We start from the raw sequence: 21,991 nt of genomic DNA, 5'->3' as shown, positions 1-21,991 counted from the left end.
AGCGGAAAATTGGAACTGAGAATCGATGAGTGACTATAAAAATACCCTGAATCTACCAGAAACAGGGTTCCCAATGCGTGGCGATCTCGCTAAACGCGAACCACAGATGTTAGAGCGCTGGTACAAAGAAGGTTTGTATCAGGCAATCCGTAAAGCAAAATCGGGCAAGAAAACGTTTATTCTGCACGATGGTCCTCCGTATGCTAACGGCAGTATTCATATTGGTCACTCAGTTAACAAAATTCTCAAAGATATTATTATTAAATCCAAAGGGTTAGCGGGCTATGATTCCCCGTATATTCCTGGTTGGGATTGTCATGGTTTACCGATTGAACACAAAGTTGAACAAATCGTGGGTAAACCAGGCGAAAAAGTTTCCGCCGCTGAATTTCGTGCACAATGCCGTCAATATGCTAAAGAGCAAATTGAAGGCCAAAAAGCTGATTTCATGCGTCTTGGTGTATTAGGTGAGTGGGATAAACCTTACTTAACCATGGACTTCAAAACTGAAGCCCATATCATCAGAGCGTTAGCAAAAACTATTGCAAACGGCCACTTAGTGAAAGGTGCTAAGCCTGTTCATTGGTGTACCGCATGTGGTTCTTCACTGGCAGAAGCCGAAGTTGAGTATTACGACAAAACTTCACCATCTATCTACGTTCGCTTCCCTGCGGTAGATAGCAAAGCTGTGTGTGAAAAATTCGGTGTCACGAGTGATAAAACACCATCACTGGTTATCTGGACAACAACACCGTGGACATTACCTGCTAACCGCGCAATTTCATTGAATCCTGAATTCAAATACAACTTGGTACAAGCAAATGGCGAATTAGTCATTTTAGCGGCTGACCTTGTTGAAGATGTGATGAAAACTGTCGGTATCGACGCTTGGGAAGTTTTAGGCGAATGTGAAGGTTCTGCACTTGACTTATTACGCTTCGAACATCCATTTATGGGCTTTGATGTTCCTGCAATCTTAGGTGACCACGTTACATTAGATGCGGGTACAGGTGCGGTGCATACTGCGCCAGGCCATGGTCCTGAAGACTATGTAGTCGGCCAGAAATACGGCTTAGAAACAGCGAACCCAGTTGGGCCGGATGGTTGTTTCTTACCAAATACCTATCCAACATTGGATGGCGTGTTCATTTTTAAAGCTAACGATTTGATTGTTGAGCTGTTAAATGAAAAAGGTGCGTTGCTGTATAAGAAAGCGATTACCCATAGCTACCCATGCTGCTGGCGTCATAAAACCCCAGTTATTTTCCGTGCGACACCACAATGGTTTATTGGCATGGACAAAAATGGCTTACGTGAACAATCTTTGAAAGAAATTGATATTGTTCAGTGGATCCCAGGTTGGGGACGTGCACGTATTGAGTCAATGGTTGAAAACCGCCCTGATTGGTGTATCTCTCGCCAGCGTACTTGGGGTACTCCGATGTCTTTGTTTGTTCATAAAGATACCGAAGAGCTGCACCCGCGTACGTTAGAATTAATGGAAGAAGTCGCTAAACGTGTTGAAGTTGATGGTATTCAAGCGTGGTGGGATCTCGACCCTGCTGAATTACTGGGTGATGAAGCCGAAACTTACCGTAAAGTACCAGATACGCTAGATGTTTGGTTTGACTCAGGGTCTACGCACTTTGCTGTGGTCGATGCACGTCCTGAATTCCATGGCAATTCAGCGGACATGTACTTGGAAGGCTCTGACCAACACCGCGGCTGGTTTATGTCCTCATTGATGTTATCAACGGCAATGAAAGGAAAAGCACCATATCGTCAAGTATTAACGCACGGTTTCACTGTTGATGGTCAAGGCCGTAAAATGTCTAAATCATTAGGCAACACGGTGAGCCCACAAGACGTGATGAACAAACTGGGTGCGGATATCCTGCGCTTATGGGTTGCTTCAACGGATTACACAGGCGAAATCGCTGTTTCTGATGAAATCTTAAAACGTGCAGCGGATTCATATCGTCGTATTCGTAATACCGCTCGTTTCTTGTTGGCGAACCTTAACGGTTTCAATCCAGAAACGGACATGGTGAAACCAGAAGATATGGTGGTGTTAGACCGCTGGGCAGTAAGCCGTGCGCTTGAAGCACAACAAGAAATCACTAAAGCGTATGATGAATATGACTTCTTGTCCGTTATTCAGCGTTTAATGCATTTCTGTTCTATCGAAATGGGTTCATTCTATCTGGACATCATTAAAGACCGTCAGTACACAGCGAAAGGCGACAGCTTAGCCCGCCGTAGCTGCCAAACGGCTTTGTACCACATCGTTGAAGCGTTAGTGCGTTGGGTTGCCCCTGTTCTTTCCTTCACTTCAGATGAAATCTGGAATGAGCTACCAGGTAAACGTGCTCAATTCGTTCTAACCGAAGAGTGGTATAACGGCTTATTTGGCTTAGATGAGTCAAATGAAATGAATAACAGTTTCTGGTCTGAACTGCTGGCGGTACGCGGTGAAGTGAATAAAGTGTTAGAGCAAGCGCGTACAGATAAACACATTGGTGGCTCATTAGAAGCTGCGGTGACGTTATATGCAGATAAAGACTTGGCTAACAAACTGCAAAGTTTAGGTGATGAACTGCGTTTCGTCCTATTGACTTCTCAAGCGATTGTCGCGGATATTGCAATGGCGCCTGCTGATGCGAAAGAGAGCGAGCTAAAAGGCCTTAAAATAGGCTTCAGCAAAGCGGAAGGCGAAAAATGCCCACGTTGTTGGCATTATGCGAGCGATATCGGTTCATCAAGCGAGCAACCAGAAATTTGTGGTCGCTGTGTGACTAACGTAGCCGGTGACGGCGAATTGCGTAAGTTTGCTTAATGAAGACGCCTATCTGTTCTACTGGCTTGCGTTGGTTATGGTTAACCATCGTGATTATCGTGGCAGATTTAGGAATAAAGCAGTTAGTGCTAAAAGACCTAAATCTGTACGAACCACATGCTGTAATGCCATTTTTCAACATTATGTACGCCCAAAATTTTGGTGCGGCATTTAGCTTCTTAGCTGATGAAGGTGGCTGGCAGCGTTGGTTCTTTGCGGGTATAGCGGTGGGTATTTCCATTATTTTAATGGTGATGATGTACCGCCAAAGTGCACAAAAGCGCTTATCCAATATTGCTTATGCATTAATTATTGGCGGGGCAATTGGTAACCTTAGTGATAGACTGGTTCATGGGTTTGTTGTTGATTACCTTGATGTTTATGTCGGTAATTGGCATTGGCCAACATTCAACCTAGCTGATATGGCAATTTGTATTGGTGCTGCTTTAGTTATTTTGGAAGGTTTTTTACCTGAAAAGCCACAGCAGGAAAAAGCAAAATAAATTGGTAGCACAATAGGTTACAATGTAATAACACACAGCCCAGATTTTCTGGGCTGAATTTTATGACAAAATAGGTTTGGTTTATGTCTACTCAAATACAGGCTCAGAGCGCAGTTTTACTGCATTTCACATTAAAACTGGAAGATGGCTCTACAGCAGATTCTTCACACGCACAAGGAAAGCCAGCGTTATTTGTGTTAGGGAATGACTCATTATCACCTGAACTTGAGTTTGAGCTAATTGGGCTTAATGAAGGTGAAAAGAAAAACTTTTCACTGCCAGGTGATGCTGTTTTTGGTAAACATAACCCTGATTTAGTTCAGTATTTTTCATTGCGAGATTTTATGGATACTGGTATCCCTGAAATTGGGACTATCATGTTATTTACCGCAATGAATGGTAGCGAAATGCCGGGTGTAGTAAAATCAATCGAAGGTGAGTCTATCACTGTTGATTTTAATCACCCACTGGCTGAACAACAAATTAGCTTTGAAATTGAAGTGCTTGAAGTAGACCCGCAATTGGAGAATCACAATGCAAATATTAATGGCTAACCCTCGTGGTTTTTGTGCTGGTGTTGACCGCGCAATTAGCATTGTAGAAAGGGCATTAGAACTTTACGGCGCCCCTATCTATGTTCGTCATGAAGTGGTTCATAACCGTTATGTTGTTGATGATTTGCGCCAGCGTGGTGCTATTTTTATTGAAGAGATCTCTGAAGTCCCAGATGGCTCTATCTTAATTTTCTCGGCTCATGGTGTGTCACAAGCGATTCGCCAAGAAGCACGTTCTCGCGATTTAACCATGTTATTTGATGCAACATGTCCGTTAGTCACTAAAGTACATATGGAAGTTGCTCGTGCAAGCCGTAAAGGCAAAGAAGCGATTTTGATTGGCCATGCGGGGCATCCAGAAGTTGAAGGGACGATGGGGCAATATAGCAACCCTGAAGGTGGCATGTACCTTGTTGAAAGCCCTGAAGATGTTTGGAAATTAACAGTCAAAGACGAAAACAATTTATCGTTTATGACACAAACCACACTTTCTGTTGATGATACTTCAGATGTCATTGATGCATTGACTGCGCGTTTTCCAAGTATTGTTGGGCCACGTAAAGACGATATTTGCTACGCAACAACCAATCGCCAAGAAGCCGCGAGAGAACTGGCTGAGCGTGCAGATATCGTGCTAGTGGTTGGTTCGAAAAATTCATCAAACTCGAATCGTCTCGCTGAACTCGCATCAAGAATGCAAAAGCCTGCATTTTTGATTGATGGCGCAGAGGATATTAAAACCGAGTGGTTAACTGATAAAAACATTATTGGTCTAACCGCAGGGGCATCAGCACCTGATATTTTAGTTCGTCAAGTTATTGATAGATTAAAAGAACTTGGTGCAGACTCCGTTGTTGAGCTACAAGGCCGTGAAGAAAACATTGTTTTTGAAGTGCCAAAAGAATTGCGTGTAGAAGTTAAAGAAATTAACTAATACATAGCCATATACTGTTCAAAGGGCCATTTTACATCATCAAAGTGGCTCTATCCTGTTCCTATTTCCGATCTTCCTTCCCTATTTTTCTTATCATCAACACTTTTTCTGATAATTAGTCCGTGCTCTACGTTTTTGTTAATAACTGTCGATTAATACTGGCAGAATCTCACCATGGTGGTTAATCTGTAACACAATAATGAAATATGTTGCTGGCGAAAATATTGATATTCGCTTGGGATAACAGTTTAAATTTAGTTAGTTGCATCAATAATGAAAAAGGATAAACCATGGCAAATTCAGTGGTACGTGTTGCTATTGTCGGCTCAGGTGGCCGTATGGGGCGGCAGTTAATTCAAGCTGCACAACAACAAGATGGCATTCAATTAGGTGCTGCTATTGAGCGAGAAGGTTCTTCACTGATTGGCGCAGATGCAGGCGAGCTCGCAGGGGTTGGCAAGTTAGGCGTTTATATTACGGACTCCCTTGATAAAGTCGTTGATGATTTTGATGTTGTTATCGATTTCACTCGCCCTGAAGGCACACTGCATTATTTGGCATTTTGTAAAGCAAACCAAAAAGGCATGGTTATTGGGACAACAGGCTTTGACGAACAAGGCAAACAAGCCATTGCTGATGCAGCAAAAGTCATCCCAATTGTTTTCGCTGCCAACTTTAGTGTTGGTGTTAACTTGGTGCTTAAATTACTCGAAAAAGCAGCTAAAGTGATGGGAACCTATACGGATATTGAAATCGTGGAAGCTCACCATCGTCATAAAGTTGATGCACCATCGGGTACGGCATTAGCAATGGGGGAATCTATTGCTGGCGCGTTAGGGAAAGATCTAAAAGACTGCGCAGTCTATGCTCGTGAAGGTTACACTGGTGAACGTGAAGCAGGCACTATCGGTTTTGCAACAATCCGTGCTGGAGATATTGTTGGTGAACACACTGCGATGTTCGCTGATATCGGTGAACGCGTGGAGATCACACATAAGGCATCGAGTCGCATGACATTCGCAAATGGTGCAATTAAAGCATCTTCCTGGGTTTTTGCTAAAAAATCTGGGTTATATGACATGAAAGATGTGCTTTGCCTTGATGATATTTAGTTTTAACTTTTAAATTATCGTTATAAATCAACGATATATTTATTATTTGTTGATTTATAACGATTTTGTATATTATTTTATTTTAAATCATTATTTGTGGTTAATTTCATCGGTTTAACTGACTTTTTCTTGTGTTAATTTCCCTTTAATCTCAATTCAAGCTGCGTTATTATAAATTATGCAGTTATCTTGCTTAGCAACCGTTTACTTATTCATATTGTCTATCATTTTTAGTGATCACACTGGATAAACTAGAGAGGCTGGCTATAAAAGTAAGATAAAAGTGTAAAAAATGCATTTTTTTCTAGACAAGACCCTATCTCATCATTAGAATGCGCGCAATTTGCCAAAAATTTGCTTAAAAACTCATTTTGGCATTGATTTAGATCGCAAAATCTGAATTAATATGCAAAAAACGTGATTTATTATTCTCCGGAGGGTGTTTTGATTAAGTCAGCTATATTGGTTCTGGAAGACGGAACCCAATTCCACGGGCGTGCCATCGGTGCTGAAGGGGCCGCAGTTGGAGAAGTCGTTTTCAACACGTCAATGACCGGATATCAAGAAATAATTACAGACCCTTCCTATTCCCGCCAAATTGTTACTCTCACCTATCCCCATATTGGTAATGTCGGCACTAATGCTGATGACGAAGAATCCCCAAATGTTCATGCTCAAGGTCTAATCATTCGTGACTTACCATTGGTTTACAGTAACTTTCGCGGGCAAGAAGGGCTATCTGAGTATCTGAAACGTCACAACGTTGTGGCAATCGCAGATATCGATACACGTAAATTGACTCGCTTGTTGAGAGAAAAAGGGGCACAAAACGGGTGCATTATTGCGGGGGATAGCCCTGATGTGGCACTTGCACTAGAAAAGGCCCGCCATTTCTCCGGCCTTAATGGGTTAGATTTGGCAAAAGAAGTGTGTACCAAAGAAGCTTATAGCTGGACTCAAGGCTCATGGACGTTAGAAGATGGCCAACAAGGTGCAAAATTACTGGAAGAGCTGCCACTTCATGTGGTCGCATATGATTTCGGTGCAAAACGCAATATTCTGCGCATGTTAGTTGATCGTGGTTGCCGTCTAACAGTTGTCCCTGCGACAACACCGGCAGAAAAGGTGTTAGCGATGAATCCAGATGGTATTTTCCTGTCTAATGGCCCTGGGGACCCAGCCCCGTGTGATTATGCAATCAATGCGATTAAAACCTTCCTAACGACAAATATTCCTGTCTTTGGTATCTGCTTAGGGCACCAGTTATTGGCTTTAGCAAGTGGTGCAAACACGCTGAAAATGAAATTCGGTCACCACGGAGCAAATCATCCAGTTAAAGATTTAGACAACGATGTCGTCATGATCACGGCACAAAACCACGGTTTTGCGGTTGATGAGTCAACATTACCCGATACATTGCGTGTGACACATAAATCTCTGTTTGATGGAACCTTACAAGGTATTCATCGCACGGATAAACCTGCATTTAGTTTCCAAGGGCACCCAGAGGCAAGTTCTGGTCCACATGATGCAGCAATTTTATTCGATCACTTCATTGATTTGATTAACGAGTATCGTCAAAACACACCAAGTCAAAACGCACAATAATCGGGAGCAAATCATGGCAAAGCGTACAGACATTAAAAGCATTCTGATTTTAGGTGCGGGCCCAATTGTTATCGGTCAGGCATGTGAATTCGATTACTCAGGTGCTCAAGCCTGCAAAGCCTTACGTGAAGAAGGCTATCGCGTTATTTTAGTTAACTCTAACCCTGCAACTATCATGACTGACCCAGAAATGGCCGACGCAACCTATATCGAGCCGATTCACTGGGAAGTGGTACGTAAAATTATCGAAAAAGAACGCCCTGATGCGGTTTTACCGACAATGGGGGGGCAAACAGCACTAAACTGTGCACTTGAACTGGAACGTAAAGGGGTTCTTGCTGAGTTTGGCGTTACCATGATTGGTGCAACAGCAGATGCCATTGATAAAGCAGAAGACCGTCAACGCTTTGATAAAGCAATGAAAAAGATTGGTTTAGGTACTGCGCGCTCAGGTATTGCCCATAACATGGAAGAAGCCTACGCCGTTGCAGACGACGTGGGTTTCCCATGTATCATTCGTCCGTCATTTACCATGGGTGGAACGGGGGGCGGTATTGCATATAACCGCGAAGAGTTTGAAGAAATTTGTACGCGCGGCTTAGATTTATCACCAACCAATGAACTATTAATCGATGAGTCATTGATTGGTTGGAAAGAGTACGAAATGGAAGTTGTCCGCGATAAAAATGACAACTGCATTATTGTTTGCTCAATTGAAAACTTTGACGCCATGGGGATCCACACGGGGGACTCCATTACTGTCGCACCAGCGCAAACACTGACCGATAAAGAATACCAAATTATGCGCGATGCCTCGATGGCGGTGTTGCGTGAAATTGGTGTTGAGACAGGCGGTTCAAACGTTCAGTTTTCGGTTAACCCAAAAGACGGGCGCTTAATTGTTATCGAAATGAACCCGCGGGTTTCCCGTTCGTCAGCACTGGCTTCTAAAGCAACAGGCTTCCCTATCGCGAAGATTGCGGCGAAACTCGCAGTCGGTTATACCCTCGATGAACTGATGAATGACATCACTGGTGGACGTACACCTGCGTCGTTTGAGCCTTCCATCGACTATGTTGTGACTAAAATTCCACGCTTCAACTTTGAGAAATTTGCAGGTACCAACGACCGTTTAACCACGCAGATGAAATCGGTGGGTGAGGTGATGGCGATTGGTCGTACTTTCCAAGAATCAATGCAAAAAGCGTTACGTGGCTTAGAAGTTGGTGCAACAGGCTTTGATCCAAAAGTTGAACAAGATGACCCAGAATCACTCACTCGTATTCGCCGTGAATTAAAAGATGCGGGCGCAGAGCGAATTTGGTTTGTTGCAGATGCATTCCGTGCTGGTTTATCCGTTGATGGTGTCTTTAACCTAACCAATATTGACCGCTGGTTCTTAGTGCAAATTGAGGAGTTGGTTCGCTTAGAGGAAAAAGTTGCAGAGTTAGGTATCAATGGCTTAACCAAAGATTTCTTACGCACATTAAAACGTAAAGGGTTTGCGGATGCACGTTTAGCGAGCTTAGTCGGTGTATCAGAGGCCGAATTACGTAAATTACGTCAAGGCTATGACTTACATCCTGTTTATAAGCGTGTTGATACCTGCGCCGCTGAGTTTGCAACAGACACAGCTTATATGTACTCCACGTATGAAGATGAGTGTGAATCAAATCCAAACCAAGATAAGCCAAAAGTGATGGTATTGGGTGGTGGTCCGAACCGTATCGGTCAAGGGATTGAGTTTGACTACTGCTGTGTGCACGCTTCACTTGCATTACGTGAAGATGGCTATGAAACCATCATGGTTAACTGTAACCCAGAAACCGTTTCAACTGATTACGACACATCTGACCGTCTCTACTTCGAACCGGTTACTCTTGAAGATGTACTCGAAATTGTGCGCATTGAGCAGCCAAAAGGCGTGATTGTGCAATATGGCGGCCAAACGCCACTGAAATTGGCGCGAGCTCTTGAAGCGGCAGGTGTTCCTGTGATTGGAACTAGCCCGGATGCGATTGACCGTGCGGAAGACCGTGAGCGTTTCCAGCAGGCGGTTAATCGTTTGAATCTGAAGCAGCCACAAAATGCGACCGTGACAGCGATTGAACAAGCCGTTGAAAAAGCAGCAAGTATTGGTTACCCACTGGTTGTTCGCCCATCTTACGTTCTTGGCGGTCGCGCGATGGAAATCGTGAATGATGAAATCGACCTGCGCCGTTATTTCCAAACCGCAGTCAGTGTTTCCAATGATGCACCCGTACTGCTTGACCGCTTCTTAGATGACGCCGTTGAGGTGGATGTCGACGCAATTTGTGATGGCGAGATGGTGCTGATTGGCGGGATCATGGAGCATATCGAGCAAGCCGGTGTTCACTCCGGTGACTCTGCATGTTCACTGCCAGCTTATACACTTAGCCAAGAAATTCAGGATGTCATGCGTGAACAAGTTCGCAGCTTAGCATTCGAACTACGTGTGCGCGGCTTAATGAACGTGCAATTTGCGGTTAAAAATAACGAAGTGTATTTGATTGAAGTAAACCCACGTGCAGCACGAACTGTACCGTTTGTGTCAAAAGCAACAGGTGTGCCTTTGGCGAAAGTCGCTGCCCGTGTCATGGTTGGTCAAACATTGACTCAACAAGGTGTGACGAAAGAAGTCATCCCACCTTACTATTCAGTCAAAGAAGTGGTTCTGCCATTTAACAAGTTCCAAGGTGTTGACCCAATTCTTGGCCCTGAAATGCGTTCAACAGGTGAAGTCATGGGCGTTGGCCGTACGTTTGCTGAAGCATTTGCTAAGGCGATGTTAGGCAGCAGCTCAACCATGAAAAAATCGGGTCGTGCGTTGTTATCAGTGCGTGAGGGTGACAAAACCCGCGTTGTGGATTTAGCAGCGAAATTGTTAAAACACGGTTTTGAGTTAGACGCCACACATGGTACTGCGATTGTCCTTGGTGAGGCAGGGATTAACCCGCGCTTAGTGAACAAGGTGCATGAAGGTCGTCCTCATATTCAGGATAGAATTAAAAATGGTGAATACGACTACATCGTGAATACAACCGCAGGGCGCCAGGCGATAGAAGACTCGAAGCTTATCCGTCGCAGTGCATTACAGTATAAAGTTCACTATGACACGACGTTAAACGGTGGTTTTGCAACCACAATGTCACTGAGTGCAGACCCAACTGAAAAAGTGATTTCAGTCCAAGAGATGCACGCGTTGATTAAGTAGTTAACGTGTATTGAATTGAGCCCCAGCGGTAATCTGCCGACTGGGGCTTTTTTTTTGCCACACATTGTTTGAAAGGCTGTGGTGTAAAAAATTAAAAAAATGCAAAATGGTCATTGACTCTTACGTTACGTGAGGTCGTAACCTCAGCCGTACTTACAGGAGGATCTATGCTATTTCAAGTGGGTGAAATTGCGGAAAAAACGGGATTAACCATCCGAACGCTTCATCATTATGAAGAAATTGGCTTATTGCTTCCAACTGCAAGAACCGATGCAGGTTACAGGCTCTATAATATGCAGAGTATTGAACGTTTAACTCAGATTCAATTATTGCGCCAAGTTGGAGTCAAACTGAAAAACATCGGTGAAATACTGGATGGTCAGAGTGGGGATATGGCAAGCCTTCTGCAAGAACGGATTGCTTTATTAACCGAACAAATGCAGCAAATAGCAACATTGCGTTTTCGGTTGGAGCAACTTCAAAAGCAAATGCAAGTGGGCGATCCCTTAACTCAGACTGATTGGTTCTCTGTATTGGAGATGATGACGATGTTTGATAAATATTTTACACCGCAAGAGCTAGAACAATTACCACTATATACGGCTCATACGTTGAAAAACCAAGAATGGCAACAGCGGGTAGCAGCAGTGAGCGCATTGATGCAACAAGGTGCGATGCCTCAATCGCTTGAAGCACAACAGCTCAGCCATGAATGGATGACAGCATTGGAAAGAGACACGGGAGGCAACCCTGATTTCTTTGCAAGGCTGAATAAAATTCATTTAACTGATAATGCATTAGCCAATTCATCAGGTATTACTGAACCTATGATCCAATTTGTTGCGCAGGGGTTTAGTGAGTATCAATTAGCGCTATTCAGGCCTCATTTAACAGAAGAACAGTTTGCATTTGTGCGCCAACATTATTTTGCTGCGGGGCAAGTTTGGCCTGAACTTATTGCGGGGCTAAATAACGCATTAAAAACACATAAATCCCCTGATTCACCTGAAGTGCAATCATTGGCTCGTGTATGGTTAGATATGTTTAATCAATTCACGGGTGGTGATCCAGAACTTCAGGAAAGGATCCGTACGATTTATCGGGAAGAGCCTAAAATATCCCAAGGAACTTGGATGACGGCGGAAATAGGGCAATACTTGTTTTCAGCGGTGAGTATTTTGATGGGAAAATGATGCTTATGGCCGCAATATTGCGGCCATAAATATTAGTTCTCTTTATTACCACTTAATGCCTTGCGGTGTTTCCAATACATCACAATGGAACCAATCAACCCACTGATTAATAAGATAACAGGAATGATCATTAACGCGCTAATGACAACTTGCTCATGCTCTTTCACAAAAGGAATCTGGTTCAAGGCATAGCCTAGAGAAACAATAATACCCACCCACAAAAGCCCGCTTAACCAGTTGAAAAACTGAAAGCGACGATGGCTTAATTCTGATAGGCCTGCCAATAAAGGTAACAGGGTACGAACAAACGCTAAAAAACGGCCAATAAGCAGAGCGTATAAACCTTGCTTATTAAACATATTATTTGCTTTTGTATGATATTCATCAGGAATTTGGGCCAGCCAACGCTTGACCATTTTGGTTTCACTGAGCCACCTACCTTGCATAAACCCTAACCAGCAACCCAGACTCGCGGCTGTGGCAAGCAATAAAATGGTGGGAATAAAGTGCAAAACACCTTTGGCGATTAGTGCGCCAGAAAGGATCAACAAGGTATCTCCAGGCAGAAAAGCAGCGGGAAGAACCCCATTTTCCAAAACGATAACAACAAAAAGTACGGTATAAATGACCCAAAGTACTTCGGGGTTGGAGAGTTTTAGGAAATCGTGATCCCAAAGTGCCAATACGATTTCGCGTAGGACTTCCATAATCATTCCTGTATTTATCTAAATGCGAATTTCTTTGTTTATATTACAGGAAAAAATAAGATTGGGTTTGATTTGTTTGGGGTATTCACTCATCCGTCAATGAATTGCAGAAAATATTTTAGTGTTTCCTGCAATTTCATTTTTCATTTTAAATGCGTTCAAAAGCCAATTGTAGGTCATCAATTAAATCTTGTGGGTGTTCAAGGCCAATATGAACACGGAAAAATGTGCCTTCATTTGGATTAAAATCATATTGTCTCATACTGAGTAAATCTTCTTTTTGGTAACCTAAAATTAGCGATTCAAATCCACCCCATGAATACCCCATTTTAAAATGAGCTAAATTTTCGATAAAAGCAGCGAACTGTTCAGTGGATAGGCGTGACTTAAGTTGGAAAGAAAATAAGCCATTACACCCTGAAAAGTCCCGAAGAAAAAACTCATGGCCAGGTGAGGTTGGCAGGGCCGGATGAAAAACCTGTTCCACTTCAGGGTGAGATTGCAGCCAGTTTGCCACTTGTATACTGTTTTCTTGGTGCTGTTTTAATCGAGTTGCTAAGGTATGTAATCCTCGATTGGCCATATAAACGGTATCAGGATCTGCGGTTTGCCCAAGGAGATAAGAATTTTCGCGTAAGGTTTCGATGCAGCGCTCATTTGCCACCGCGACGCCTAACATACCATCAGAATGCCCATTGATGTATTTTGTGGCGGATTGTATGGAAATATCCACATCGAATAATAAAGGTTTGAGTAACACGCCTGCAGCCCACGTATTATCAATCATAATTATAATTTCAGGTGATTTATTACGAATCGCTTTAACGATCGCGGGTAAATCATGGACTTCCATAGTGATTGAGCCAGGGGATTCTAAAAATACAATGCGTGTATTCGGCTGAATTAAGTCTGCGATGCTTTCACCAATTAATGGGTCAAAATAGGTGGTTTCAACATTTAGCTTAGTTAAAATATGGTCGCAAAAATTCTGGGTTGGGTCATAAGCTGAGCCTGTGACTAAAATGTGCTCACCCGCTGAAATAAACGATAAAATTGCGTTGGTGATGGCGGCAGCACCTGATGGGTAAAGCACAGAACCTGCACCACCTTCTAATTCAGCCATGGCTTCTTGAAAAGCAAAATGAGTTTGCGTACCTCGGCGACCGTAAAACAGTACACCATTAGCTCGGTGTCGTGTTGCATGACGTTTTTCTTCAAGCGTATCGAAGATAATAGAAGATGCCCGTTGAATCACAGGGTTCACGCCTTTTTGTGTAAATTTAGGGTTTCGACCAATGTGCACTAATTGGGTTTCTGGTTTCGTGTTTGCCATGCGCTTTCCTTTATCATTTTAAATGTAGCCTACCCAAAGGCGTGGATACTATGAAGTTAAAGCATTCGCAGGGAAATGTAACTTGAGTTTTCTTCAGTATTACAAGGCTCAATTAATCTCCACTGATATAGAAGAAGGATAGATTGCATTAATCGATTAAATGTCTTCATTGTATTAATAAGAATAAAGAAGAAATACCCGTGTAATAGACGTGGACTTCATTGTCTGAGAACAAAAAAAACGAAAAAATTTGTGAATACTAATGATAATTACTATCAATTCGCGCTGTCTTTGATATCATCAGCACCGTCTTTTGAAAAGAGACGAACAGCGCGAGTTAAATTTCGCTTTTAAAGGTTAGTCGATGAATGGCACAATCATCGATATGAATTTTTTTATACAACACTAAAAAGAGAGTAAAGGCCAACTGATGCGTAAACTAACAGCTTCTATTCTATTGGCGTTCGGCTTGATGGGTACGGCAGTCGCTGAAACCACACCCGCAACAACACCAGCTGCGTCTCAAAATACACCATCGACACCTGCTGCAAATCCTGCGGCGCCAAGTACAACATCTAATGCTGAAGTTGCTCCCGTATCTTCTGAGCCTGCAGTAAATACTGCCGTTGTGAATGAAAATATCGAAATTGCAACAGAGATTCCAACAGGTGGTTTTGATCAGGACTTATCCGTTTGGGGGATGTACCAAAATGCGGATAACGTCGTGAAGACAGTAATGATAGGCTTGGTAATTGCATCCGTCATTACATGGGCACTCTTCTTCTCTAAAGGCCTCGAAATTTTAGTCGCACGTCGTCGTTTAAAAGACGAAACTAATGCGATTGCAGACGTAAAATCCCTCGATGAAGCAGTGAAAATTGCGGAAGGTTTCAAAGGAAACAGTATTACACGGATGCTGCTTAATGAAGCGGTAACAGAAAGAGTGTTATCTGCAAATAGCACCGATTTGTCTGGAACAAAAGAGCGTACGTCATTCCGGCTTGAAAGAGCCGTCGCTGCAATCAGCCGATATATGGGCCGTGGTAATGGTTACTTAGCGACTATCGGTGCGATTTCTCCCTTTGTCGGTTTGTTTGGGACCGTATGGGGTATCATGAATAGTTTTATCGGGATTGCACATTCACAGACGACTAACTTAGCCGTCGTCGCTCCGGGTATTGCAGAAGCACTTCTTGCAACGGCAATTGGCCTTATCGCTGCGATCCCTGCGGTTGTAATTTATAACATTTTCGCCAGAATGATTAATAACTACCGTGGTCAGGTAGGGGATGTAGCTGCACAGTCTGCATTATTATTAGGGCGTGATCTTGATCTGGCAAATAGCAAAGCAAGGTAATCATTATGGCAATGCGTTTAGGTGACGAACAAGATGATAGCGGTGAAATGCATGAAATTAACGTGACACCGTTTATCGATGTGATGTTGGTTTTATTGATTATCTTTATGGTCGCAGCACCATTGGCTACTGTTGATATTAAAGTCGACTTACCTGCTTCAACCGCGAAGCCACAGCCACGACCAGAAAAACCTGTGTTCTTGACGGTTAAAGCCGATAGCCAACTTTTTATTGGTGATCAAGCGGTATCGAAAGAACAGCTTTCTGCAACACTTGACCAAGCGACAAGTTCAAATAAAGAAACAACAATTTTCTTCCAAGCGGATAAAAGCGTTGATTATGAAACTATGATGGATGTGATGAATGCATTACGCCAGTCGGGGTATTTGAAAATTGGCTTAGTCGGAATGGAAGCAACGACGTCTAAGTAGCCAGTGTTAACAATATCAGTCGTTATTAACGCGTTTTATCTTTAAGGGTAAAACGCGTTTTTTATTAATAAAATCTAAATTCATCAAAAATTAGTGCTGTAGTTGTCTGATTTTCCTATCCTATGCAGTTTACTCTGCACCACATCATATTTATTTGTATTATTAATTCATTGTTTAAAGGTTTTTATCCTATTTTTACGCATTCCATTGGTGTTTTTTCGGTGGAAGAAGTCTTAATTTTATGCAAAATACTCCATTTGAGAGTGTTTTTTGTTGGGATAAAGTGAAAAATCTAAATTAACATTAAAATAATTGATGTATATTCGATATTTTACCCCTAAATTCAAATGAAAGAATTGAATAGAAGAGTATTTTAAGACCTCTTTTTTAGCCTAAGTATTAGCTGAGCTTCTTTTTTTTAATGTGATTTTTCATTGAAAATGTAGCTTAATATAGCTCTAAATAGGGTGTATTTAACTATTATTAATGTAATTGAATCGGAAAAACATAACCAAAAATAAACCATTATATTAAAAGGGGTTTATGAATTATCACCATTTCGGCAATACAATTGCATCACCGTAGAAATTATATGGATAATTTAGGGAACAAAAATACCGATAAAATAGTTGTTTTTTATGGAAAAATTTAATTTTTATAAAGTGAGTATAGAGTCTTAAATAAAAAAAGTATTATTCTCCATTAACGAAAAAATAAAAGTTATGTAAAAAAATTTTATGAGATGAGCTTTTTTTCTGCGAAGTAAATATATTTTCATCATAACTGAAAATTTTGAACCATATAAATATATTTAATTTAAATATAAATTAAATACTGGATGAGAAATAAATACGTATAAATGTAAACAGTTTGTAATATCTTAACAATAGGTGTTTTATTTTGCCTTGTGCTTGTAATTAATTGATGTTTAATTAATTTTTTATTTTTTTCGTGCTTTTTAAGTTAAACGAAAAAACACTTGCGCAACCTAAACCTTAGGTTATAATGCACTCAATAACATTTGGAAACACTTTTAAATACTTTATTATACTGAGTTATTTATTTTTAAAATTTTACTGATGCTAGGGAAATAATAAAGTCATGTTAATTTTAATAGTTAATTTAGATTAGCAAGATGTTTAGGCTTTATATTAAAGATAGATATAATTACTTAATTTAGTTACTCAGGTAGAACATTGTATTTTTAAGTCAACATGAATGTTATTACTGGAGTCAAATGGGCTGACTACAGACTACGCATAGCAAGCGAAGCCGGAAACGGCAATTTCATATTATACTCCTCTATAGATAAAATAAGACTACATTTCCAGCGTTACCGTTAAGGTAACGCTTTTTTTTATTTAGTATTTTACTGCCTAATGAAGACCTATTTTTCATGTACTTATGGCTTAAGCCAAAAAAAATAGTTGTAAATTCACTCTAACAAGCTTTTTAATGTGAAAAATCAATCTTTTCCTTTTTTTGCGACAAAAAAACTTCACGAAAAAAAATATCCGCGTATGATATTTTCACTTCGCTGTGGGGCATCGATATAACAGATTATAAAGATAATTATACAACGGCGAACTTCTCTGCCAGGATCTGGCGTGAATCAATTGGATGTAACAATGACTTGGTCTGATTTTAAATCTCACTATCTCATCGGTTTTTGGAAACCTTTACCCGCCGTAATTGCCGCAGGTATTTTATCAACCTACTATTTCGGGTTAACGGGCACGTTTTGGGCTGTTACGGGCGAATTCACTCGCTGGGGCGGGCATGTTATGCAGCTCTTTGGCGCTCATCCAGAAACTTGGGGCTATTTCAAAGTAATAGGCTTCGAAGGTACACCACTGGATCGTATCGATGGTGTCATGATTATCGGTATGTTTGCAGGTTGCTTTGCTGCTGCACTTTGGGCAAATAACATTAAATTACGCATGCCCCAACACCGCATTCGCATTTTCCAAGCTATTCTTGGCGGTATTATTGCTGGGTTTGGTGCGCGTTTAGCAATGGGATGTAATTTGGCGGCATTTTTTACTGGGATCCCTCAATTTTCTCTGCACGCATGGTATTTTGCTGTCGCGACCGCTGCTGGCTCCTACTTTGGTGCAAAGTTTACATTGATGCCGATGTTTAGGATCCCTGTAAAGCTGAAAAAAGTCAGTGCTGCATCTCCGTTAACACAAAATCATGATGTGGCGAAACGACGCTTTAATCTAGGGATGGTTATTTTTACCCTCGCATTGGCGTGGGGTTTTTATACCTTGCTTGACTCTCCAGTGATGGGCTTTGCTATCCTCTGCGGGATTGGCTTCGGTTTATTGATTGAACGCGCTCAAATTTGCTTTACATCTGCTTTTCGTGATTTATGGATCACGGGTCGAACTCACATGGCTAAAGCAATAATTATTGGGATGGCAGTTAGTGCGATTGGTATCTTTAGTTATGTCCAGTTAGGCGCGACACCGAAAATTTTATGGGCAGGCCCAAATGCAGTAATTGGCGGCTTGCTCTTTGGTTTTGGTATTGTCTTAGCGGGTGGCTGTGAAACAGGCTGGATGTACCGTGCGGTGGAAGGCCAGGTTCACTATTGGTGGGTTGGTTTTGGTAACATTATTGGCGCAACTATCCTAGCTTATTATTGGGATGATTTAGGCCCTTGGTTAGCAACCGATTTTGACAAAGTGAATTTACTCGAAACTTTTGGGCCACAAGGTGGCTTACTGGTGACATACGCATTATTGGCAGTGGCGTTTGTGCTGATGTTAGTTTGGGAAAAACACTTTTTCCGTAAACGTACACAAAAATCAACACAAGCATCAGTGGAGGCAATATGAGTAAAAAAGATATTATTCCTGATTACCGTTTAGATATGGTTGGAGAACCTTGCCCATATCCAGCGGTAGCGACATTAGAAGCGATGCCATCTCTAAAAAGCGGCGAAATATTAGAAGTGGTAAGTGATTGCCCTCAATCAATTAATAATATTCCGTTAGATGCGAAAAACTATGGCTATACAGTTTTGGATATCCAGCAAGATGGGCCGACGATACGTTATCTTATCCAAAAATAACGGATACCCGTCATACTTTGCGCCGCAGCGTTGTTGACCGCACTCACAGGCTCTAGTCACATACCTTAGTATGCTCCTAGAGCCTGTTCGATTGTCGCCTAGCTGCAACGCAAATTATTTAGGGTATCTTGGCGATATAATAGTTCATATCATTGATTGGTAAGATAAATTTTTTCCGCAGCGTTGTTGACTGCACTAGAAACCCCTAGCGATGACTTAAATATAGAGCTAGGGGTTTTTAGGCTATTCGTCTTGCCAGCTCGCAATATCTAAAACTAGCTCACATTCATCATCGATATACCCACCAGTTGGAATAAACCCCAGCTTTTTATAAAACTCAAAGGGGCTTTCTTCCCCCTCGCCGCAGCTATTGTAGAGGCGCGGGTAACCTTTCTTCTTCAGATAACGTATTACTTGGATTAATGCTTCGCGGCCAAAGCCTAATTTTTGATAAGGCTCTGCTATCATGAAGCGCCACAGCATAATGCCATCATATTCGAGCTCGTCATCATCTAACCCAGAATGCAGCATGATAAACCCAACAGGGGTATCATCCGCATAAATCCCTCTGTACCACGCACAGTCTGAAAATTGCGCCTCTACCATAGAGTAAGCGTTGTCAGCGACCATATTACGTTGCGCTTCGCTCAATGTATGGCTAAGTAAGCAGATTTCAGAGAAGTTATCAGCCGTGACTTTTTGTAAGGTAACGAATGAATTTTCATCCACTTCAGGTTCGATAAGCTCTTTCATGACTATTCCTTCGATAGAATATTGACCATAACTCCAATGATGGAGGCTGCTATTTATTATTTTTATTTAACAAATTTCAAACTAACGTAAATTTGTTACAGGGTTGTAATTTAATCAACCAGAGATTTCACAACCAGTCAATGACTTAATTGTGGCTATGCAGGCGGGGTCTAAAAAGAAATGGCAACTTACTTTTTGGTAAGTTGCCATCGTGAGATAAGGAGAGAAATTTAAGATGTGTTAGTGTTCTGCTTCACCACCCAGAACATCAATCAAGCGAGCGATTAAGGCGCTCAGTTCGCTTGTCATTAGCACATAATCTGCATCAAATTTTTGTGCATAATCTTCTTTGCCAATGTCGTCATTTTGGTCTTTTAACGTATCACTGAATTTAAGTCTTTTTAGCGAACCATCATCAGATAGCATAAATTGGATACGTTCTTCCCAATCTAAAGCGAGCTTTGTGACGAGTTTACCTGCTTCGATATGGGTCGCAATTTCATCAGAGATCAAATCTTGCTTCTTACAACGAATGATCCCGCCTTCTTCTAAGATAGCTTTAAGCTCAGCTTCATCCATCACCGCAAAGCCTTGAGGAAGCGAACCCAAACGGATCCATTCGGTGAGTGTGAGTTCAATTGGGTCTTTGAAGGTGAGAGGAACGACAGGTAGAGAGCCTAAGCTTTTGCGTAATAAGGCTAAATTATCTTCAGCACGTTTCGCGCTTGCTGCATCCACAATAATGAGTTGATTGACGGTATCAATCCAAATATAGGTTTTGCTGAATTTACTGAATGCGCGAGGAAGCAAGGTGTGAACAACCTCATCTTTTAAGGCGTCTTTTTCAGTTTTTTTAAGTTTGCGGCCTTGGTCTGCTTCGAGCTTTTCAATTTTATCCTGTACTTCTTGCTTAATGACAGGAGATGGTAGCATTTTTTCTTCTTTTTTAGCGCAAATTAGAATTTGGTTGCCAGCTGCATGCGTTAAAGCATCGGCACCGTTCATCGGCGCGACCCAACCTGTTTGCATCATGTCTTGGCTGCCACAAGGGTGATAGGCAAGTGCGGCAAGTTGTTTTTCCAGATCATCTGCGGAGAGTGCCAAATCCCGATTCAGGCGATAGACTAATATATTCTTGAACCACATGAAAAACCTACCTTTGTTGATAAATAGCCAGTTAGAGCAGGGGGCTATGATAACGAATTGTCGGTTATTAAGCGAAAAAAATATATTTGGCCTAAGGTGCCCATTAAGGAAGTTAAGCAATCCCTCAGTTTTTATCTCTGATACTTGAAAAATGCGCCCTAGGCAGGTCATGATGGTGAAGATAAACAATAAAATCAAAGAGAGCAGCGCAATGAGAATAGGTATTGACCTTGGTGGCACGAAAATTGAAGTAATTGCATTAGACGACGATGGTGAAACTTTATTTCGTCAGCGTGTTTCAACACCTAAAGGTGATTATGTTGGAACACTCAATGCGATTGTCGGTTTAGTAAATGAAGCAGAAACCGCAACAGGGAAAACGGGCAGTGTGGGGGTTGGAATACCAGGAACCTTATCTCCGGTGACTGGAAAAGTGAAAAATGCCAACTCAACATGGCTGAACGGCCAGTTTTTTGATACCGATTTAAGTAAATTATTAGGGCGAAAAGTTAAAGTTGCCAATGATGCCAACTGTTTAGCCGTATCTGAAGCGGTAGATGGCGCAGGAGCAGGCAAAAAAGTTGTCTTCGCGGTGATAATTGGAACGGGCTGTGGTGCAGGTATTGCACTCGATGGCCAAGTGCACTCTGGAGGAAACGGTGTCGCAGGGGAATGGGGGCATAACCCATTACCCTGGCAAGATGAAAGCGACAGGCGGTTCCTATTAAATGAACACTGTTATTGCGGCTTAACAGGTTGCACAGAGCTATTTGTTTCTGGAACAGGCTTTATGGCTGATTATGCAAAGCTATCCGGCGAGAAAAAAGTCGGCACAGATATCGTTAAATTGGCTCAAGAGGGAGATGGATTTGCCAAAATAGCGATGGATAATTATTTGAACCGATTAGCCAAAGCATTAGGGCAAGCGATCAATATGCTCGACCCAGATGTCATCGTGTTAGGAGGCGGCATGAGCAATGTGGATTGCTTGTATGAAGAGCTGCCAGCACGAATTCGCCAATGGGTATTTGGGCGTGAGTGCGATACACCCATTCGTAAAGCGGTGCATGGCGATTCGAGCGGGGTACGCGGTGCGGCTTGGCTATTTTCGTCCTAATTTACGTTGTGGTGTTGTTGGCTGCACTCGGCTACTCATTTTTTCGTCATACTTCAAGCTGTGGCTGCGTTGGCTTCATTCAGCCACCCTAGT

General features: G+C 42.0%; 17 protein-coding genes. 13 read left to right on the top strand and 4 right to left on the bottom strand.

Annotated features, from left to right (window positions below; all coding sequences use genetic code 11):
- The first annotated feature begins 25 nt into the window (after positions 1-25).
- The 8 genes from ileS (at position 26) to ABWP91_RS17525 (ending at position 11,975) form a co-directional block, all read left to right on the top strand.
- Positions 26-2,836 (top strand): isoleucine--tRNA ligase, encoded by a 2,811-nt coding sequence (gene ileS, locus ABWP91_RS17560; RefSeq protein ID WP_353244326.1) that lies wholly within the window; start codon positions 26-28, stop codon positions 2,834-2,836.
- Positions 2,836-3,339 carry a signal peptidase II gene (gene lspA, locus ABWP91_RS17555; RefSeq protein ID WP_353244325.1) on the top strand — a complete coding sequence of 168 codons (504 nt, stop codon included), beginning with the start codon at positions 2,836-2,838 and terminating at the stop codon, positions 3,337-3,339. Before ileS ends, lspA begins: the two co-directional genes overlap by 1 nt.
- Before the next feature lie 83 nt (positions 3,340-3,422).
- Entirely contained in the window at positions 3,423-3,893 is a 471-nt protein-coding gene (gene fkpB, locus ABWP91_RS17550) for an FKBP-type peptidyl-prolyl cis-trans isomerase (RefSeq protein ID WP_353244324.1), read from the top strand.
- Positions 3,874-4,827 (top strand): 4-hydroxy-3-methylbut-2-enyl diphosphate reductase, encoded by a 954-nt coding sequence (ispH, locus tag ABWP91_RS17545; protein WP_353244323.1) that lies wholly within the window; start codon positions 3,874-3,876, stop codon positions 4,825-4,827. The genes fkpB and ispH overlap by 20 nt, the downstream gene beginning before the upstream one ends.
- A gap of 290 nt (positions 4,828-5,117) precedes the next feature.
- Complete coding sequence (dapB, locus tag ABWP91_RS17540; RefSeq protein ID WP_353244322.1) at positions 5,118-5,939, top strand: 4-hydroxy-tetrahydrodipicolinate reductase; 822 nt, start codon at positions 5,118-5,120, stop codon at positions 5,937-5,939.
- Between the two features lie 444 nt (positions 5,940-6,383).
- A complete protein-coding gene (carA, locus tag ABWP91_RS17535; protein ID WP_353244321.1) occupies positions 6,384-7,547 on the top strand; it encodes a glutamine-hydrolyzing carbamoyl-phosphate synthase small subunit in 1,164 nt (387 codons plus the stop codon).
- Positions 7,548-7,560: 13 nt separating this feature from the next.
- Positions 7,561-10,782: a carbamoyl-phosphate synthase large subunit gene (gene carB / locus ABWP91_RS17530; protein WP_353244320.1), complete on the top strand. Its 3,222-nt coding sequence runs from the start codon at positions 7,561-7,563 to the stop codon at positions 10,780-10,782.
- A gap of 167 nt (positions 10,783-10,949) precedes the next feature.
- Complete coding sequence (locus ABWP91_RS17525; protein ID WP_353244319.1) at positions 10,950-11,975, top strand: MerR family transcriptional regulator; 1,026 nt, start codon at positions 10,950-10,952, stop codon at positions 11,973-11,975.
- A 32-nt stretch (positions 11,976-12,007) separates the two neighbouring features.
- Here ABWP91_RS17525 and ABWP91_RS17520 read toward each other — a convergent pair whose 3' ends face one another.
- Both ABWP91_RS17520 and metC read right to left on the bottom strand, forming a co-directional pair.
- Positions 12,008-12,682, bottom strand: a complete 675-nt coding sequence (locus tag ABWP91_RS17520; RefSeq protein WP_353244318.1) for a DedA family protein — start codon at positions 12,680-12,682, stop codon at positions 12,008-12,010.
- A gap of 148 nt (positions 12,683-12,830) precedes the next feature.
- Positions 12,831-14,015 carry a cystathionine beta-lyase gene (gene metC, locus ABWP91_RS17515; RefSeq protein WP_353244317.1) on the bottom strand — a complete coding sequence of 395 codons (1,185 nt, stop codon included), beginning with the start codon at positions 14,013-14,015 and terminating at the stop codon, positions 12,831-12,833.
- A gap of 430 nt (positions 14,016-14,445) precedes the next feature.
- Here metC and exbB point away from each other — a divergent pair, with 430 nt between their 5' ends.
- The 4 genes from exbB (at position 14,446) to yedF (ending at position 18,882) form a co-directional block, all read left to right on the top strand.
- On the top strand, positions 14,446-15,372 hold the full coding sequence (exbB, locus tag ABWP91_RS17510; protein WP_353244316.1) for a tonB-system energizer ExbB: 927 nt from the start codon (positions 14,446-14,448) through the stop codon (positions 15,370-15,372).
- A gap of 5 nt (positions 15,373-15,377) precedes the next feature.
- On the top strand, positions 15,378-15,803 hold the full coding sequence (gene exbD / locus ABWP91_RS17505) for a TonB system transport protein ExbD (RefSeq protein WP_353244315.1): 426 nt from the start codon (positions 15,378-15,380) through the stop codon (positions 15,801-15,803).
- A gap of 1,628 nt (positions 15,804-17,431) precedes the next feature.
- A complete protein-coding gene (gene yedE, locus ABWP91_RS17500; protein ID WP_353244314.1) occupies positions 17,432-18,646 on the top strand; it encodes a selenium metabolism membrane protein YedE/FdhT in 1,215 nt (404 codons plus the stop codon).
- On the top strand, positions 18,643-18,882 hold the full coding sequence (gene yedF / locus ABWP91_RS17495; RefSeq protein WP_353244313.1) for a sulfurtransferase-like selenium metabolism protein YedF: 240 nt from the start codon (positions 18,643-18,645) through the stop codon (positions 18,880-18,882). Before yedE ends, yedF begins: the two co-directional genes overlap by 4 nt.
- A gap of 243 nt (positions 18,883-19,125) precedes the next feature.
- Here yedF and ABWP91_RS17490 read toward each other — a convergent pair whose 3' ends face one another.
- Positions 19,126-19,635 (bottom strand): GNAT family N-acetyltransferase, encoded by a 510-nt coding sequence (locus tag ABWP91_RS17490; RefSeq protein WP_353244312.1) that lies wholly within the window; start codon positions 19,633-19,635, stop codon positions 19,126-19,128.
- Positions 19,636-19,875: 240 nt separating this feature from the next.
- Complete coding sequence (rdgC, locus tag ABWP91_RS17485; protein ID WP_353244311.1) at positions 19,876-20,781, bottom strand: recombination-associated protein RdgC; 906 nt, start codon at positions 20,779-20,781, stop codon at positions 19,876-19,878.
- A 211-nt stretch (positions 20,782-20,992) separates the two neighbouring features.
- Here rdgC and mak point away from each other — a divergent pair, with 211 nt between their 5' ends.
- Positions 20,993-21,898, top strand: coding sequence for a fructokinase (mak, locus tag ABWP91_RS17480; RefSeq protein ID WP_353244357.1), 906 nt, complete (start codon positions 20,993-20,995; stop codon positions 21,896-21,898).
- Positions 21,899-21,991 lie beyond the last annotated feature (93 nt).

Origin of the sequence: Providencia sp. (assembly GCF_040396775.1) — a bacterium.
Lineage (GTDB): Bacteria > Pseudomonadota > Gammaproteobacteria > Enterobacterales > Enterobacteriaceae > Providencia.
The sequence above is the reverse complement of the archived record's forward strand: the minus strand, read 5'-3'. Positions and strand labels throughout refer to the sequence as shown.